The organism is Lysobacter sp. Soil_N_51, assembly GCF_057655755.1.
Genome location: NZ_JBDGLR010000001.1, coordinates 493,014 through 509,796, shown reverse-complemented (window position 1 = coordinate 509,796; position 16,783 = coordinate 493,014). Strand labels below are relative to the sequence as shown.

At 66.4% G+C, this 16,783-nt stretch carries 13 protein-coding genes; 10 read left to right on the top strand and 3 right to left on the bottom strand.

The features are described 5' to 3' along the window. Nucleotides 1-144: 144 nt before the first annotated feature. The 3 genes from AC3A4T_RS02335 to yhbY form a co-directional block, all read right to left on the bottom strand. Nucleotides 145-969 (bottom strand): D-Ala-D-Ala carboxypeptidase family metallohydrolase, encoded by an 825-nt coding sequence (locus tag AC3A4T_RS02335; RefSeq protein WP_487673899.1) that lies wholly within the window; start codon nucleotides 967-969, stop codon nucleotides 145-147. Continuing rightward, on the bottom strand, nucleotides 966-1,340 hold the full coding sequence (locus AC3A4T_RS02330; RefSeq protein WP_487673898.1) for an Mth938-like domain-containing protein: 375 nt from the start codon (nucleotides 1,338-1,340) through the stop codon (nucleotides 966-968). The genes AC3A4T_RS02335 and AC3A4T_RS02330 overlap by 4 nt, the downstream gene beginning before the upstream one ends. Before the next feature lie 124 nt (nucleotides 1,341-1,464). Beyond that, nucleotides 1,465-1,770 carry a ribosome assembly RNA-binding protein YhbY gene (gene yhbY / locus AC3A4T_RS02325; protein ID WP_487673897.1) on the bottom strand — a complete coding sequence of 102 codons (306 nt, stop codon included), beginning with the start codon at nucleotides 1,768-1,770 and terminating at the stop codon, nucleotides 1,465-1,467. A 78-nt stretch (nucleotides 1,771-1,848) separates the two neighbouring features. Here yhbY and rlmE point away from each other — a divergent pair, with 78 nt between their 5' ends. The 10 genes from rlmE (at nucleotide 1,849) to AC3A4T_RS02275 (ending at nucleotide 16,462) form a co-directional block, all read left to right on the top strand. Then, nucleotides 1,849-2,496 carry a 23S rRNA (uridine(2552)-2'-O)-methyltransferase RlmE gene (gene rlmE / locus AC3A4T_RS02320; RefSeq protein WP_046657431.1) on the top strand — a complete coding sequence of 216 codons (648 nt, stop codon included), beginning with the start codon at nucleotides 1,849-1,851 and terminating at the stop codon, nucleotides 2,494-2,496. A 158-nt stretch (nucleotides 2,497-2,654) separates the two neighbouring features. After that, complete coding sequence (gene ftsH / locus AC3A4T_RS02315; protein ID WP_036114102.1) at nucleotides 2,655-4,550, top strand: ATP-dependent zinc metalloprotease FtsH; 1,896 nt, start codon at nucleotides 2,655-2,657, stop codon at nucleotides 4,548-4,550. A gap of 284 nt (nucleotides 4,551-4,834) precedes the next feature. Then, the gene (folP, locus tag AC3A4T_RS02310) at nucleotides 4,835-5,734 is read left to right on the top strand and encodes a dihydropteroate synthase (RefSeq protein WP_487673896.1); all 900 of its coding nucleotides are present in this window, start codon (nucleotides 4,835-4,837) and stop codon (nucleotides 5,732-5,734) included. Between the two features lie 2,982 nt (nucleotides 5,735-8,716). Next, nucleotides 8,717-9,703: a tRNA (adenosine(37)-N6)-dimethylallyltransferase MiaA gene (gene miaA / locus AC3A4T_RS02305; RefSeq protein WP_487673895.1), complete on the top strand. Its 987-nt coding sequence runs from the start codon at nucleotides 8,717-8,719 to the stop codon at nucleotides 9,701-9,703. A 172-nt stretch (nucleotides 9,704-9,875) separates the two neighbouring features. Continuing rightward, entirely contained in the window at nucleotides 9,876-10,148 is a 273-nt protein-coding gene (gene hfq, locus AC3A4T_RS02300) for an RNA chaperone Hfq (RefSeq protein WP_036114113.1), read from the top strand. Between the two features lie 87 nt (nucleotides 10,149-10,235). Continuing rightward, on the top strand, nucleotides 10,236-11,534 hold the full coding sequence (gene hflX / locus AC3A4T_RS02295) for a ribosome rescue GTPase HflX (RefSeq protein ID WP_487673894.1): 1,299 nt from the start codon (nucleotides 10,236-10,238) through the stop codon (nucleotides 11,532-11,534). Between the two features lie 143 nt (nucleotides 11,535-11,677). Further along, nucleotides 11,678-12,787, top strand: a complete 1,110-nt coding sequence (gene hflK, locus AC3A4T_RS02290; protein WP_487673893.1) for an FtsH protease activity modulator HflK — start codon at nucleotides 11,678-11,680, stop codon at nucleotides 12,785-12,787. Further along, nucleotides 12,784-13,647, top strand: coding sequence for a protease modulator HflC (gene hflC, locus AC3A4T_RS02285; RefSeq protein WP_487673892.1), 864 nt, complete (start codon nucleotides 12,784-12,786; stop codon nucleotides 13,645-13,647). Before hflK ends, hflC begins: the two co-directional genes overlap by 4 nt. A gap of 6 nt (nucleotides 13,648-13,653) precedes the next feature. Then, complete coding sequence (locus AC3A4T_RS02280) at nucleotides 13,654-13,845, top strand: DUF2065 domain-containing protein (protein WP_036114125.1); 192 nt, start codon at nucleotides 13,654-13,656, stop codon at nucleotides 13,843-13,845. 853 nt (nucleotides 13,846-14,698) lie between these two features. After that, a complete protein-coding gene (locus AC3A4T_RS02275; RefSeq protein WP_487673891.1) occupies nucleotides 14,699-16,462 on the top strand; it encodes a hypothetical protein in 1,764 nt (587 codons plus the stop codon). Nucleotides 16,463-16,783 lie beyond the last annotated feature (321 nt).

Below are 16,783 nucleotides of genomic sequence, written 5' to 3'. Positions count from 1 at the left end.
TCGTGGATGCCTGCGCGGCGCTGCGATTACGGGGTCGTCGGTTTGTCGCCGGCAATGGCGATGCATTCTGGCGTGGGGTTCAGGCGTAGCGGCAACGGTCGTGCGAAACCTTCGCTGTGGCGGCGGTCGGCGCGACCTTGCTCTTTACAGTGCGCCGGGCCGGTTTGCGTCATGCGCGGGGCGCGTACCGGCCAGGCACTGCGATGTCCGATAAGTGTAGTCGTGGCCCCAGGTGCGGAACCCGGTGGTGTCGATGTGCAGATGGCGCGCATCGTAAAACCCGAGTCCGAAGCCATTCGCCGCGCCGTGACGACGCCAGAAAGCGCACAGCGCTTTCGTATCCGCATCGCGGGCGAGATCGAAATCGTAGGCACCGCCGCTCATGTGGCGACTGCGCGAACTGCCGCCTTCGCAGCGATTCAGGGGCGCATCGCGATAAGCGGACGCGATGTCGGCGCCTTCGAGCAGGCCCGCGGCGCGCAAGTCGGCGATCAACCGCAACGTGCGCGTCGTATCGGGCCACATCGGCTTCGGTGGCAGCGCGAATTCGGCCGCGCCGCAGCGTCGCCAGCGTCGTCCGGAACGCAGCATCTGCTGCATCGGCGGGAGATCGGCGAGGCCTTGCGCGCGCAAATAGCCCCGGTATTCGGCGACCTGCTCGCGGTGGCCGCCCGCGAGCCAGCGTTCGTAGCGCTCGGTGGGCGAGGGCGCGCGACAACCCGCGATCGCGGTCGCCACGAACAGCAACAAAAGCCGCGCCGCGACAAACCAAGTGCTCAAGCCGCGCGCGTTCTTTCGCAAGCTCCCTGTAGGCGCGACGCGAGTCGCGACCGCGACCTCGGAGCTTCGACGCAACCGCGAGGTCACGGTCGCGGTCGCGACTCGCGTCGCTCCTATAGTCGGGACAGTTGGATCCGCACCAGACGCGGTGTCAGCGATCCGTGTCGGACAGGCAGCGCCCCGGCTCACGCGCCGAGCACGAACCCCGCGACCACTTTGCGGCCTTCGCCGGCCAGCACGTTGAAGGTGCGCGCGGCGGCCGAATTGGTCATGGTTTCCAGGCCGACGCCGCGGCGCAGGCAGGCGGCCAGGGTCGCGGCGGGCGGAAACGCCTGCGCGGCGCCGCCGCCGAGCACGATCAGCTCCGGCTCCAGCGCGAACAGCGGTTCCAGGTCGTCGATGGTCAGGGCACGCACATCGCTCACCGCCCAGTCCTCGATCAGCCGGTTCGGAGCGAGCACGAAACTGCGCTGCAGCCGCCGGTCGTTGACCAGCGCGACCTGGCCGTCGGCCCCGCGCAGGAAGAATTCGTGGTCGGGGCGTTCCAGGGTCAGTTGCATGGGGCGGGGATTCGGGATTGGGGATTCGGGATTCGAAAAAGCGCGGCAGAAGGCGGTTTTAGCTGGCTGTGCGGAGTTCAGGCTTTCGACAAATCCCGAATCCCCCAATCCCGAATCCCGGCCGTCAAGACCGCGGCAACACGATCTGGCGCTTTTCCTTGCTCGGGCGGTACAGCACGGCGGTGTGGCCGATCCGCTGGACCAGGGCCGAGCCGGTCCGTTCAGCTATGTCGGCGATCATGGCGTCGCGGACCTCGCGGTCGTCGGCGCCGACCTTGACCTTGATCAGCTCGTGGTGCTCGAGCGCCTGGTCGATTTCGGCCAGCAGCGCATCGGTGATGCCCTTGCCGCCGACCTGCAGCATGGCCTTGAGGTCGTGGGCCTGTCCGCGCAGGAAACGGGTCTGGGCGGAGGTCAACAGGGTGGGCATCGGGTCACACGTACTAAGCGTAAAGGGCGCTCAGGGTATCATGGCCTCCCTAACCCCCACCGGGACGGCCGCCCGCTCATGGCGACCCGAAGCAAATCCAGCCAACGCTGGCTCAAGGAACACTTCTCCGACCCCTTCGTAAAGAAGGCCAAGGCCGAAGGCTTGCGCTCGCGCGCGGCCTACAAACTCGAGGAACTGGTCGAACGCGACCGCCTGCTCAAGCCCGGGATGATCGTGGTCGACCTGGGCGCCGCCCCGGGCGGCTGGTCGCAGTGGCTGCGCAGCGAGCTGGACCGGCTGAACCCGCGCCAGCCCGGCCGGGTCATCGCCCTGGACATCCTCGACATGCCCGGCCTGGCCGGGGTCGAGTTCATCCTCGGCGATTTCCGTGAGGACGAGGTCCTGGCTCAGTTGGAGACCAGCGTCGGCGGGCAACCGGTGGACCTTGTTCTGTCCGACATGGCCCCCAATATGAGCGGTGTGGACGCGGTGGACCTGCCGCGAGCGATGCACCTTTCGGAGCTGGCGATGGATTTCGCCGACCGGCATCTGAAGGTCGACGGCACGTTCCTGATCAAGCTGTTCCAGGGCGTGGGCTTCGACGATTACGTGCGCGAACTGCGCCGTCGCTACGCCAAGGTCTCGATCCGCAAGCCGGCGGCGTCGCGCAAGCGCTCGCCGGAGGTGTACGCGCTGGCGCAGGGCAAGAAGGCGGCGATGACCTGATCCATGACGATCGGGTGATTGCGCCGAGGGTCCCACCGGCCGAATCTCGGCAGGTGCGTGGCGCGGCTGTATGGCAATCTGGGCGTTACCGCCGGCGCACAAGGCGCCGGAGGACACGAGACTTCCCACTTCGGGTGGGGTCGCAGGGTAGGAAATACATGAACGATTTGGCCAAGAATCTGCTGCTCTGGGTGATCGTCGCCGTCGTACTGATGGTGGTGTTCCAGGCGTTCGGTCCGCGTACCGCGGGCTCGGAAGTGCTCGCCTACGACCAGTTCATCAACCAGGTCCAGACCGACCGCATCAAGGAGGTCAAGATCTCCGATGACGGCACGACGATCACCGGCAAGCGCAAGGACGACAGCACGTTCACGACCTACAGCACGCGCGACCCGTACCTGATCAACGACCTGATCAACCATAAGGTCGTCACCGAGCAGACCCCGCCGTCGAGCAGCCCCTCGCTGATCATGATCCTGATCAACGTGCTGCCGTGGCTGCTGTTCATCGGCATCTGGGTCTATTTCATGCGCCAGATGCAGCAGGGCGGCAGCAAGGGCGCGATGAGCTTCGGCCGTTCGCGGGCCAAGCTGCAGGGCGAGGACCAGGTCAAGGTGACCCTGGCCGACGTCGCCGGCTGCGACGAGGCCAAGGAAGAAGTCGGCGAGCTGGTCGAGTTCCTGCGCGATCCGTCCAAGTTCCAGAAGCTCGGCGGCAAGATCCCCCGCGGCGTGCTGATGGTCGGCCCGCCCGGTACCGGCAAGACCCTGCTGGCCCGCGCCATCGCTGGCGAGGCCAAGGTGCCGTTCTTCTCGATCTCCGGTTCGGACTTCGTCGAAATGTTCGTCGGCGTCGGCGCCAGCCGCGTGCGCGACATGTTCGAGCAGGCCAAGAAGCACGCGCCGTGCATCATCTTCATCGACGAAATCGACGCGGTCGGCCGTCATCGCGGCGCCGGCCTGGGCGGCGGTCACGACGAGCGCGAGCAGACCCTCAACCAGTTGCTGGTCGAGATGGACGGTTTCGAAGGCGGCGAAGGCGTGATCGTGATCGCCGCGACCAACCGTCCCGACGTGCTCGACCCGGCGCTGCTGCGTCCGGGCCGTTTCGACCGCCAGGTCGTGGTCGGCCTGCCCGACGTGAAGGGCCGCGAGCAGATTCTGCGCGTGCACATGCGCAAGCTGCCGCTGGCCGACGACGTCGAGCCGATGACCATCGCCCGCGGCACCCCGGGTTTCTCCGGCGCCGACCTGGCCAATCTTTGCAACGAGGCGGCCCTGTTCGCCGCGCGCGAGAACGGCAAGGAAGTGCGCATGGAGCACTTCGACAAGGCGCGCGACAAGATCCTGATGGGCGCCGAGCGCCGTTCGATGGCGATGAGCGAGGACGAGAAGAAGCTGACCGCGTATCACGAAGCCGGCCACGCCATCGTCGGCCGCGTCGTGCCCGAGCACGACCCGGTCTACAAGGTCACCATCATTCCGCGCGGCCGCGCCCTGGGCGTGACGATGTACCTGCCCGAAGGCGACAAGTACTCGATGAACCGCGTGGCGATCGAATCGCAGCTGTGCTCGCTGTACGGCGGCCGCGTCGCCGAGGAGTTGATCTTCGGCGTCGACAAGGTCACCACCGGCGCGTCCAACGACATCGAGCGCGCGACCAAGATGGCCCGCAACATGGTCACCAAGTGGGGCCTGAGCGACGAGATGGGCCCGATCGCCTACGGCGAAGAAGAAGACGAAGTCTTCCTCGGCCGTTCGGTCACCCAGCACAAGAACGTGTCCAACGAGACCGCGCGCAAGATCGACGAAGTGGTGCGCGGCATCCTCGACAAGGCCTACGGCCGCACCTCGGAAATCCTCAAGGACAACCTGGACAAGCTGCACGTGATGGCCGAGGCGCTGCTGCAGTACGAAACCATCGACGCGACCCAGATCGACGCGATCATGGCCGGCCGCGAGCCGGGTCCGCCGGCCGATTGGGCCAAGTCGGGCCGAGTGTCGAAGGACGACAACCGTCCGGGCGCGATCGGCGGGCCCGCGGCGCAGACCTAACCGAAGTTGCTGTCAACACCATCGAACAAAAACGCCGGGCACTCCCCGGCGTTTTTGTTTTTCCACACCGCCGTTTCCCCATTCCTTCCTGTAGGAGCGGCGCAAGCCGCGACCACGACACCCGCCCAACGACGCAGCCGCGAAGTCCGCCCCTAGAACGACAGCCACCGCCGCACATGGCCGGCCGGCGCCGCCGCGACTTGCGCGGTTGCCGCCACAAGCGCCCGGCCCGACCCGTGGCAAGCGGTTAGCATTCGGGATCTCCACGTCCCCCGGAACCGCCCATGTTCGACCTAGCCCCGACCCTGGACTGCAACGGCCGCCGCCTGCTGCTCGATCGCCCGCGCGTGCTCGGCATCGTCAACGTCACGCCCGATTCGTTCTCCGACGGCGGCGCCCACGACACCACCGACGCCGCGGTCGCGCACGGCCTCAGGCTGGCCGAAGAGGGCGCCGACGCGCTCGACATCGGCGGCGAATCCACCCGTCCCGGCGCCGACGAGGTGCCGCTCGAGGAAGAACTGCGCCGCACCATCCCGGTGATCGAACGCCTGGCGCGTGAAACCGCGCTGCCGATCAGCATCGACACCTCCAAGCCCGAGGTCATGCGCGCCGCCATCGATGCCGGCGCCGGCATGATCAACGACGTCTACGCCCTGCGCCGCGATGGCGCGCTCGACATGGCCGCGTCGCTGCGCGTCCCGGTGGTGCTCATGCACATGCAGGGCGAGCCGCGCTCGATGCAGCACGAGCCGAGCTACGACGACGTGGTCTCCGAAGTGCATCGTTTCCTGGCCGAGCGCATCTTCGCCGCCGAGATGGCCGGGATCGACAAGAAACGCATCGTGGTGGATCCCGGATTCGGATTCGGCAAGACCCTGCAGCACAACCTGACTTTGCTCGCGCAGCTCGAACGCTACGCCGAACTCGGCGTGCCGGTGCTGGCCGGGCTCTCGCGCAAACGCAGCATCGGCCAGCTCACCGGCCGCGACGATCCGCGCGACCGCGTAGCGGGCTCGGTGGCCGCGCACCTGATCGCGGCCCAGCGCGGCGCCAGGCTGCTGCGCGTACACGACGTCGCCGCGACCGTCGACGCGCTCAAGGTGTGGGCCGCCGTGACCGAACAGCAAACGCCCAAGCGCGCCGCATCGCCTTCGATGCCGAAGTGGCCGGACGACGAATAAGCCGGCGTCGCGAGTGCTCGGGCTTGTCGTCGATGAGGCCGGTCGCGGCGGTCGATCCACGGGCGGATGCACGCGTTGATGTGCGTGGCTAAAAATTAGCCAATATTGCGCATGCCTTGCGGCGCAACGCGTGGAACCCGATTCAAGGCGTATGTCCGCAGGCTTGTCCACAGGCGTTGTGGACATTGCGCCGGCCCGACGATCGTCGCACGTCGGATTCGAACATCGCCCTTTTTTGCACGCAGCCGCGAAACTTTGAGTGCCCCTGTAGGAGCGGCGTAAGCCGCGACCGCGACTTCGCACCTACGTCGTGGGCATGGTTCGCGGTCGCGGCTCACGCCGCTCCTACAGGGAGATACGAAACGCTTGACTGTGCTGGCGGAATTTGGGTTGCGACCCGATACCGGCCAGTGATCAAAATTTCGCCAAACTTATTCGACCCTTGCCCCACAAGGCGTGAAACCCGATTGCAAGGTGTGTATCCGCAGGTTTGCCCACAGGCAATGTGGACATTGCGATGGTCTGACGACGGTGGTTGTCGGACTAGACGCGCCCAGCCTTTGCCGCACACCTATCCGCGAAAACCCGAGCGCCCCCTGTAGGAGCGGCGTAAGCCGCGACCGCGACTTCGCACCTACGTCGCGGGCATGGTTCGCGGTCGCGGCTCACGCCGCTCCTACAGGGAGACACGAAACGCTTGACTGTGGCGGCGGAATTTGGGTTGCGGTCCGATATCGGCGAGTGATCAAAATTTCGCCAAACTTATCCGGCCCTTGCCCCGCAAGGCGTGAAACCCGATTGCAAGGTGTGTATCCGCAGGTTTGCCCACAGGGAATGTGGACATTGCGATGCGCTGACGCCGGTAGTTGTCAGACGAGACGCGCTCAGCCTTTGCCTCATACGTTTCCGCGAAAGCCCGAGTGCTCCCTGTAGGAGCGGCGTAAGCCGCGACCGCGACTTCGCACCAACGTCGCAACCATGATTCGCGGTCGCGGCTTACGCCGCTCCTACAGGGAGGTACGAAACGCTTGACTGTGCGGGCGGGATTTGGGTTGAGGTTCGATATCGGCGGATGATCAAAATTTAGCCAAACTTATCCGGCCCTTGCCGCGCAAGGCGTGAAACCCGATTGCAAGGTGTGTATCCGCAGGTTTGCCCACAGGCAATGTGGACATTGCGATGGTTTGACGCCGGTGGTTGTCGGATGAGACGCGCCCAGCCTTTGCCTCATACGTTTCCGCGAAAGCCCGAGTGCTCCCTGTAGGAGCGGCGTAAGCCGCGACCGCGACTTCGCACCAACGTCGCAACCATGATTCGCGGTCGCGGCTCACGCCGCTCCTACAGGGAGGTACGAAACGCTTGACTGTGCGGGCGGGATTTGGGTTGAGGTTCGATATCGGCGAGTGATCAAAATTTAGCCAAACTTGTCCGGCCCTTGCCCCGCAAGGCGTGAAACCCGATTGCAATGCGTGTATCCGCAGGTTTGCCCACAGGCAATGTGGACATTGCGATGGTTTGACGCAGGTGGTTCAGATGAGACGCGCCCAGCCTTTGCCTCATACGTTTCCGCGAAAGCCCGAGTGCTCCCTGTAGGAGCGGCGTAAGCCGCGACCGCGACCTCGCACTTGCGTCGCGGCCATGGTTCGTGGTCGCGGCTTGCGCCGCTCCTACAGGAGACACGAAACGCTTGACTGTGCTGGCGGAATTTGGGTTGCGACCCGATATCGTTGAGTGATCAAAATTTAGCCAAACTTATCCGGCCCTTGCCCCGCAAGGCGTGAAACCCGATTGCAATGCGTGTATCCGCAGGTTTGCCCACATGCAATGTGGACATTGCGATGGTTTGACGCCGGTGGTTCAGATGAGACGCGCCCAGCCTTTGCCTCATACGTTTCCGCGAAAGCCCGAGTGCTCCCTGTAGGAGCGGCGCAAGCCGCGACCGCGACATCACGCCTACGTCGTGGGTATGGTTCGCGGTCGCGGCTCACGCCGCTCCTACAGGGAGGTACGAAACGCTTGACTGTGCTGGCGGAATTTGGGTTACGACCCGATATCGGTGAGTGATCAAAATTTAGCCAAACTTATTCAGCCCTTGCTGTGCAAGGCGTGAAACCCGATTGCAAGGCGTGTATCCGCAGGTTTGCCCACAGGCAATGTGGACATTGCGATGGCTTGATGCCGGTGGTTGTCAGATGAGACGCGCCCAGCCGTTACCTCATACGTTTCCGCGAAAGCCCGAGTGCTCCCTGTAGGAGCGGCGTAAGCCGCGACCGCGACATCACGCCTACGTCGTGGGTATGGTTCGCGGTCGCGGCTTGCGCCGCTCCTACAGGAAGATACGAAACGCTTGACTGTGCTGGTGGAATTTGGGTTGTGACCCGACATCAGCGAGTGATCAAAATTTCGCCAAACTTATCCGGCCCTTGCTGCGCAAGGCGTGAAACCCGATTGCAATGCGTGTGTCCGCAGGTTTGTCCACAGGCGTTGTGGACAGGCGCGCACGGCCGCGGGGTCCGGCGAATCGCCGGCTCGGGAACGTTCGAAATGCTTGCATTCGCCAAGCGCTTCTGCATCGCGCGCCGCCATCGCGGCGATGCCGATCGGCGCGCGCACGTCAAGCGAAAATCGCTGGCGAAATTTTCGCCAAACCTCTTGCAATGCTTGTACCGCAACGCTTCGAAGGGGGTGATCTGGAAACTGTCCGCAGGCTTGTCCACAGGCTGTGTGGACAACCGTAACGGCGCGGTCAAAAAACCGACAAACAGTCTCCGGGCGTTGCGCCGCAAGGGCTCGATGGGCTTATCAACAGCCTTGTACGGGTGGTTCTCCACAGCTTTTGTGGGCAAGCGCGGCGGTCCCCCGCCGCGGTTGTCCACCGCTCGCGCCGGCCGATGCGGCGCTTTCGCCATCAACCGGGCTGTGCGAGTCTGCCGGCTGATTCCGCCGCCGCCCGCCAGCACCGCGCATGACCCCGCACCGCGAATGAACGTTTCCGCCGATCCACGCCCGCTCGCCATCGCCCTGATGGGGCCTACCGCCTCGGGCAAGACCGCGCTCGCGCTGGAATGGGCGCAGCGGCTCGATGCGGAGATCGTCAGCGTCGATTCGGCCCTGGTCTACCGCGGGCTCGACATCGGCGCGGCCAAGCCGTCGGCGCAGGAGCGCGCGGCGGTGCCGCATCACCTGATCGACGTGCGCGAGCCGTGGCAGCCGTATTCGGCCGCCGAGTTCGCGCTCGACGCGCGCCGCGCCATGGACGCGATCGCCGCGCGCGGGCGGATGCCGATCCTGGCCGGCGGCACCGGGCTGTATTTCCACGCCTTGTTGCAGGGGCTGTCGGAGATGCCGCAGGCCGATCCGGCGATGCGCGCCCAGCTCGGCATCGAGGCCGAGCAACGCGGTTGGGCCGCGCTGCACGCCGAACTGGCCCAAATCGACCCGCGCGCCGCGGCGCGCATCCACGCCACCGATGCCCAGCGCATCCAGCGCGCGCTCGAGGTCTATCGCCTGTCCGGCCGCGGCATCAGCCACTGGCGTGAGCAGGCGCCGCCGCCGCGATTGCCGTATCGGGTGCTCAAGCTGGTACTGGCGCCGGCCGAGCGCGCGTTGCTGCACGATCGCATCGAGCAGCGTTTCGATCGGATGCTGGAACAGGGCTTCCTCGACGAAGTCCGCCGTCTGCGCGCGCTGCCGCAGTTGCAGGCGCATCCGCAGCCGCTTGACCTGCCGGCGATCCGCGCGGTCGGCTATCGCCAGGCCTGGGAGCATCTGGACGGTGCGTACCCGGCGGCCGAGTTCCGCGATCGCGGCATCTACGCCACCCGCCAGCTGGCCAAGCGCCAGTTGACCTGGCTGCGCGGCGAACTTGACGCGCGCTGGTTCGATCCTTTGCGCGACGCGGCCGGACTGGAGCATGCGTTGAGGCTGTTCGCTGGCGCCCGGCTGCGCGGGGCGGGGCACGCCGCTTAGAATGGAGCGCGCAAACCCGGAACCGGGTCGCAATGTTTGCTTGGACTTGCGTTAACATCGGGCGGTCGCCCCTGTGGGGACAACAGCCGGCGATACGGGAGTACCTGCCTTCGGGGCACCGCAAGGGCAGGGCGCCGTTCCTAATAACTAGAACATGCTGGGGAACTAGAAGATGTCTAAGGGGCAATCCCTACAGGATCCTTTCCTGAATGCGCTGCGTCGCGAACGCGTACCGGTGTCGGTCTACCTGGTCAACGGCATCAAGCTGCAGGGCACGATCGAATCGTTCGACCAGTTCGTGGTGCTGTTGCGCAACACCGTCAGTCAGATGGTCTACAAACACGCCATTTCCACCGTCGTCCCCGCGCGCAACGTCCGCGTCGGCCCGGGCGGCGGCTATGTCCAGTCGGCCGACGGCAGCGACGGCGGCGACGAAGCGGAATGATGCGAGCCGCGGGCGGGGAGAATTGAGAAACCGGTGCGTCGCCTCCATCTGCATTAGTTCTCACTCTCCACTCGTTGCCCATACCCGATGTTCGAGCGTTCCAAGAAGGGCGAACACGCCCTGCTGATCCAGCCTCATGCCGGCGGTGCGCCGGATGAGGACCTTCTGGAAGAATTCGCCGATCTGGCGCGATCGGCGGGCGCCACGGTGGCCGCGGTCATCACCGCGCGCATCGACAAGCCCAATGCGGCGATCCTGATCGGCAGCGGCAAGCTCGACGAGGTCAAGGCCGCGGCCGACGCCAGCGGCGCCGACCTGATCCTGGTCAACCACCGGCTGTCGCCGGGCCAGGAGCGTAATCTGGAGAAGCTGCTGGAGCGGCGGGTGGTCGACCGCACCGGCCTGATCCTCGACATTTTCTCCCAGCGCGCGCACAGCGCCGAGGGCAAGCTGCAGGTCGAGCTGGCCCAGCTCAAGCACATGTCGACCCGGCTGATCCGCGGCTGGACCCACCTGGAGCGCCAGCGCGGCGGTTCGATCGGCCTGCGCGGCCCGGGTGAAACCCAGCTCGAAACCGATCGCCGGCTGCTGCAAAAGCGCCTGGAGCAATTGCAAAAGCGCCTGGACAAGGTCGAAGTGCAGCGCACCCAGATGCGTCGCGCGCGCATGCGCAGCGAGCTGCCGCGGGTGGCGCTGGTCGGTTACACCAACGCCGGCAAGTCAACCTTGTTCAACGCGATGACCGGCGCCGACGCGTATGCGGCCGACCAGTTGTTCGCGACCTTGGACCCGACCGTGCGCCGGATCGATCTGCCCGGTGGCGGCGCGGTGCTGGCCGATACGGTCGGTTTCGTGCGCGATCTGCCTCATGACTTGGTCGCCGCGTTCCGTTCGACCCTGTCGGAGGCGCGCGAGGCCGATCTGCTGCTGCACGTGATCGACGCCGCCGACCCGCTGCGCGACGAGCGCATCGCCCAGGTCGACGAGGTGCTGGCCGACATCGGCGCCGGCGATTTGCCGCAATTGCTGGTATTCAACAAGATCGACCGGCTCGACGATGTCGCCCCGCGCATCGACCGGCCGGGCGAGGGCAAAAACCGGGTCTGGGTGTCGGCCCGCGACGGCAAGGGCCTGGACCTGCTGCGCGAGGCGCTGGGCGAGGCCCTGCAACTGCGCCACGTCACCGGCAGCGTGCGGATCGCCTCGCAGGACGCGCGGCTGCGCGCGCGCCTGCACGAGCTCGGCGCGGTGCGCTCCGAACAGGCCGACGAGCACGGCTGGGTGGTCGAAGTGGACCTCGCGGTGACCGACGCAGAGCGCCTGTTCGCCCAGCCCAATGGCGAGGCATTGCGCCCCTTGCTTGAGACCGTTCAGGCCCCCACCTAGAATCGACAGGTTCGCGCGCGCTTGACCGCGCGCGTATCTCCGTGGCGCCCCACGCCACGGTCCGGTGCCGGCCCCGCCGCGGGCCGGTGCAGCAGGCGGAACATCGGATGTTCCGCCTGGCGTCCACTTCTTTAGGAGCAGGCATGGCCTGGAACACCCCCGGCAGTGACAATTCCGGCGACAACCGACCGTCGCGGCAACGCAAACCCCAAGGCCGCGGCCTCGACGCGCTGATCGATCCGCTGCGCGGACTGTTCGGCGGCGGAGGCGGCGGCATCCTGCGCTGGGTCGCGTTGCTGGTCGGCCTGTGGCTGGTGTTCAACTGCTTCGTGCTGGTGACCGAGCAGGAACGCGGCGTGGTCCTGCGCTTCGGCGTGTTCTCGCGTGTGCTGCAGCCCGGCCCGCACTTCAAGGCGCCGTGGCCGATCGAGAGCGTGCGCAAGGTCAATGCGACCCAGAGCAAGGCCTACAGCGAGACCGTGCCGGTGCTGACCCGCGACGGCAACATGGTCAACGTCGAGATCAACGTCCAGTACCGGATCGAGTCGCCGTACCAGTACCTGTTCGGTTCGCGCGAGCCCGAGGAAGTGCTCAAGCAGGCCGCGCAGAGCGCGGTGCGCGAGCAGATCGGCCGCTCCGACCTGGACACCGTGCTCGGCGCGCGCAGCGTGCTGACCACCCAGGTGCGCCAGCGTCTGCAGGGTTCGCTCAAGGATTACGAGACCGGCCTGACCGTCACCGAGCTCAACCTGCCCAACGCGCGCCCGCCCGACGAGGTCAAGGACGCGTTCGACGAAGCCCAGCGCGCCAACGCCGACAAGACCACCTCGATCAACGAGGCCCAGGCCTACGCCAAGAAGATCGTGCCGGAAGCGCGCGGTAACGCCCAGCGCGTCCGCACCACCGCCGAGGGCTACAAGACCTCGACCGTGGCCCGCGCCGAAGGCGAGGCGACCCACTTCTCGCTGCTGGTCGACCAGTACAAGAACGCGCCCGACGTGACCCGCAAGCGGTTGTGGCTGGATACCGTGCAGGAAGTGCTGAGCCAGAACCGCAAGATCGTCGGCGGCGATTCGCGCCAGGTGCTGTACGTGCCGATGGCCGATCGCAACGGCGTCGCGGTCACGCCCGGCCCGGTCAGCGTGCCGCTGACCCAACCTGAGTTGCTCAATCCGGTGACCGCGACCGAAAGCACCGTGCCCTATGTCGGCCGACCGACGCGCCCGAAGACCCGTGACGAGGTGATGCGATGAGAGTTCCCGCCCTGATTGCCGCGGGCGTCGCCCTGTTGTTGGCCCTGATGGGGTCGATGTTCGTGGTCAACGCCGGCCACAGCGCGATGATCTTCCGCCTGGGCACCGTGGTCCGCAGCGACCTCGGCCCTGGCCTGCATTTCAAGTGGCCGCTGATCGAAAGCCAGCGCGTGTTCGACCTGCGCCTGAAGATCCTGCCGGCCGAGCCCGAGCGTTACCTGACCGCCGACAAGCTCGACGTCAGCGTCGATTTCTTCGCGGTGGGGCAGATCAAGGACATGCGCCGTTTCTTCCAGGCCACCGGCGGCGACGAAAGCGTCGCGGCCGAGCGTCTGGCGCCGATCATCCGCGACTCGCTGCGCAACGAGATCAACTCGCTCAAGCTGCTCGACGTGGTCAAGGGCGATCGCGAAGCGGTGATCGGCAAGCAACTGGTCGCGATCAACAAGGGCGCGGCGACCCTCGGCGTGCAGATCAAGGACATCCGGATCAAGCGCATCGACCTGCCGCAGGACAGCAACGTGCTGGCGTCGGTGTACAACCAGATGAAGTCGCAGCGTCTGCAGGTCGCCAGCCAGTTGCGCGCCGAAGGTTTCGAGCTGGCCCAGGCCATCCGCGCCACCGCCGACCGCGACAAGACCGTGATCCTGGCCGAAGCCGAGCGCGACGCCCAGCGCCTGCGCGGCGAGGGCGATGCCGAGGCCACCCGCATCTACGGCCTGGCCGCGAACAAGGATCCGGCGTTCTTCGCCTTCCAGCGCAGCCTGGAGAGCTATCGCAAGTCGTTCGCCGACGGCCAAAGCGTGATCGTGCTGGACCGCGACGATCCGTTCCTGCAATACCTCAAGTCCGATCGCTGATCGGACATGGCCGGTGAACTGATACGAGCGCTGTGCCTGGTCGCGGTGCTCGAAGGCCTGTTCCTGTTCGTCGCGCCCAATGGCTGGAAGCGCGCGGCCGAACAGTTGCAGGCGCTGCCCGACAAGCAACTGCGCATCGTCGGCGGCATCGTGGTCGCGGTCGGGGTGATCGCGCTGTGGGTGTTGCGCAGCAGCTGACACTGGTCGCGTCGTCTCGATAGCCCCTGTAGGAGCGGCGCAAGCCGCGACCGCGACAACCACGGCTACGACGCGAGTACCGCGAAGCGTGCGCCCGCACCAGACGCTGCGATCCAAAGCTTGCGATCCAAGCGCGGTGTCGCGGTCGCGGCTTACGCCGCTCCTACAGGAGCATCGTGTTGGCGCTTATGCCGTCGACATCCGGCCATCGGGCCGATGGCTGTCGCCTTCGCCCGGGCTTGCATGACGCTCGCACGGCGGTTCGGATAACCCCCTGTAGGAGCGGCGTAAGCCGCGACCGCGACACCGCGGCAACGACGCAAGCACCATGACGCCAGCGCTTGCGCCAGGCGCTGCGATTGAAAGGTCACGACCCAGGCGTTGTGTCGCGGTCGCGGCTCACGCCGCTCCTACAGGGAGTAGCGGGTCAGCGTTTATGCCGTGAATACTCGGCTGTTGGCCTGGTGGTGGTCGCCTTCGGCTGCCCAGCCAATCGGCGCTTGCGCGCTCCACACCAAGCGCGACTCGCTCACCGTGACTAACCAACTCCCGACGCCGGTCATGCCGCCGTCGCGACCGCCATCACCCTAATGCCGCGGCAAACGCGAAACCTTCCCGCGCTGTCCCGGCTCGATCCCGGTTTCGTCCTGTCGCCATCGCACGCATGCGTCTAGAACCAGTCGCGGCAGGGATGCACGCGGCGACGGCAACGGCCGTTCGCGACGCGCGCATCGCGCCGCTTCCGTCGCGAGCGGCGACGTCAGGCCACGCGACTCGCCGCGTTCGCGGCGGGTCCCGTCGCCGCGTCGCGACGCATGCCCATGCAGCACCTACACGACCATGGAGTCGCGTCATGAAGGAATGCGTACCACTGCGGCGCACCGCGCTCGCGCTCGCCCTGCTGTCGCTGAGCGGATCGGCGCTCGCGGCGACCTGTCCGGCCTACAACCCGTCCAACAAAGCCAACAAGCTGTATCTGGTGTTTCCGACCGCGCCGATCGCCTACCCGTCGTTCGGCTTCTCGGCCGGCTCGGTGACCAACCCGGCGGCGGCGTTCAGCGCGGCCGACCTGCCGAGCTACACCGGCACCACCGCGGCCCTGCGCGGCGCGGTCAAGCACGTGGTCGAACTCGACTACTGCGAATTCAACGTCCAGGTGCTCGACACCACGACCCTGCCGCCGGCGACCTTCCCGCGTCGCAATATCGTCGCGGTGACGACCAAGTCCGACATCGCCGACGGCCTGTTCGGCCTGGCCCAGGCGGTCAACACCAACGACACCACCGCGGTCGACTATTCCTATGTCTGGGGCAAGACCTACCAGGACTGGACCGGCGGACCGGGCGGCGCGCTCAACGGCGCCAACTCGACCCTGGACCGCTGGGCCAACGCGATCGGCGGCACCGCCGCGCACGAGGCCGGGCATAACTACGGCCTGGCCCACAACACCATCGTCGGACCGGGCGAAGACACTTACAAACACCACGTGATGCCCGCCGGCGGCAGCCTCACCGCCGAGGACCGCGCCGGCTACCGGCGCCATTTCAGCGACAACGAATTCTCGATCCTGGCCGCCAACCTGGGCCTGTCGCTGCAGACCATGTGGAACTGGGACCTGGTCAATCCGAACGCCAATCCGGCCCATAGCCTGGAACTGCGCGTGCTGTATCCGCTCGCCACCGCGCCGACCATCGACTGGTTCTACGGCGGCTGCAACAGCCCGTGGATCAATCCGACGGTGATCGGCCCGATCGGTCCGTCCGAGACCTTCCAGGGCGGCACCTACTATCCTTACACCGTCAAATGGAGCACGCCCAACCCGAACTGGGCCACCGGCGGCTGCGTCGGCCTGCCGGGTCCTCCGGGCCAGGCGCCCGGCGGCGTGATGTTCCACATCGGCGCTTCGTTCGCGGGGGTGAACTTCAACCTGTCGACCTTGAACCCGATCGTGATCAAGGACATCACCCTGCGCGACAGCGCGAGCAATCCGCTGGCCTTGAACCCGCGCCTGCATGCCTTCGACGCCGGTACTCTCGACACCATCAACGGCAACCTCAACCTGGGCGTGTTCAACGTCGCCGGTCCCGCCGCGGTGCCGCTGCAACTGCAGAACCTGGAAGTGCGCGAACTGCCGCGCGTGCTGGCGCTGGACCAGATGGTCGCCAACGGCCGCATCGCCGATTTCACCGGCCAACCGTTCGAACCGTGGCCCAACACCACCCGCACCCTGGTGCGCGAAAGCACCCTGTCGCCGGGCAAGGGCCTGAGCGTGCCGATCGCCAAGCTGACCCAGGCGCGCCACGTGTACGAGGTGATCACCGCCGACGACTGCAAGCGCGCGCAGTCCGACAGCTTCCTCAACGGCCCCGATACCGCCGACTGCCGTCCGGGCACCAACATCGACCTGTTCCCGTCGACCACGGTCTACTTCACCGCCAACACGGTCGACCCGAACGCGACCTACTGGGACCCGGGCAAGCGCGCCTACGTCAAGGGTCCGCTGACCTCGCGTACTTACTACCAGCTCAGCGGTCGCCGTCTGGATCAGAACCAGAACGGCGTGGACGACTATGTCGACGCGCGCGCGCAACCGGCGCCGCAGACCCAGGAGAAGTAAACCGCGGCATCGCTTGAGGTCGCCGGGCGCGTCGGACCGCCCGGCGACGGCGGGCCCGGCGCAAGGCCGGGCCCGCGTTTTGCCGAGTGATCCGGACCGGGACTGTCGGGCCTCGATCGGGGCGCCGGCCCGGGCTTTGCGTGGCCTGTGCATGAACAAAGCCACGCGGATGCCGCCGATCGGCCAAGATCGGACCGTTTTGGGGTGGCCTTGGCCCCCCGAAGTCCGGATAATGCACAAAAGCCGGACGGGGCCATCCCCGCCGGCTTTTTTCCGTTCATGGCCCTGTGGCGCGGCATCGGCTGCGACTGGACCGGACGG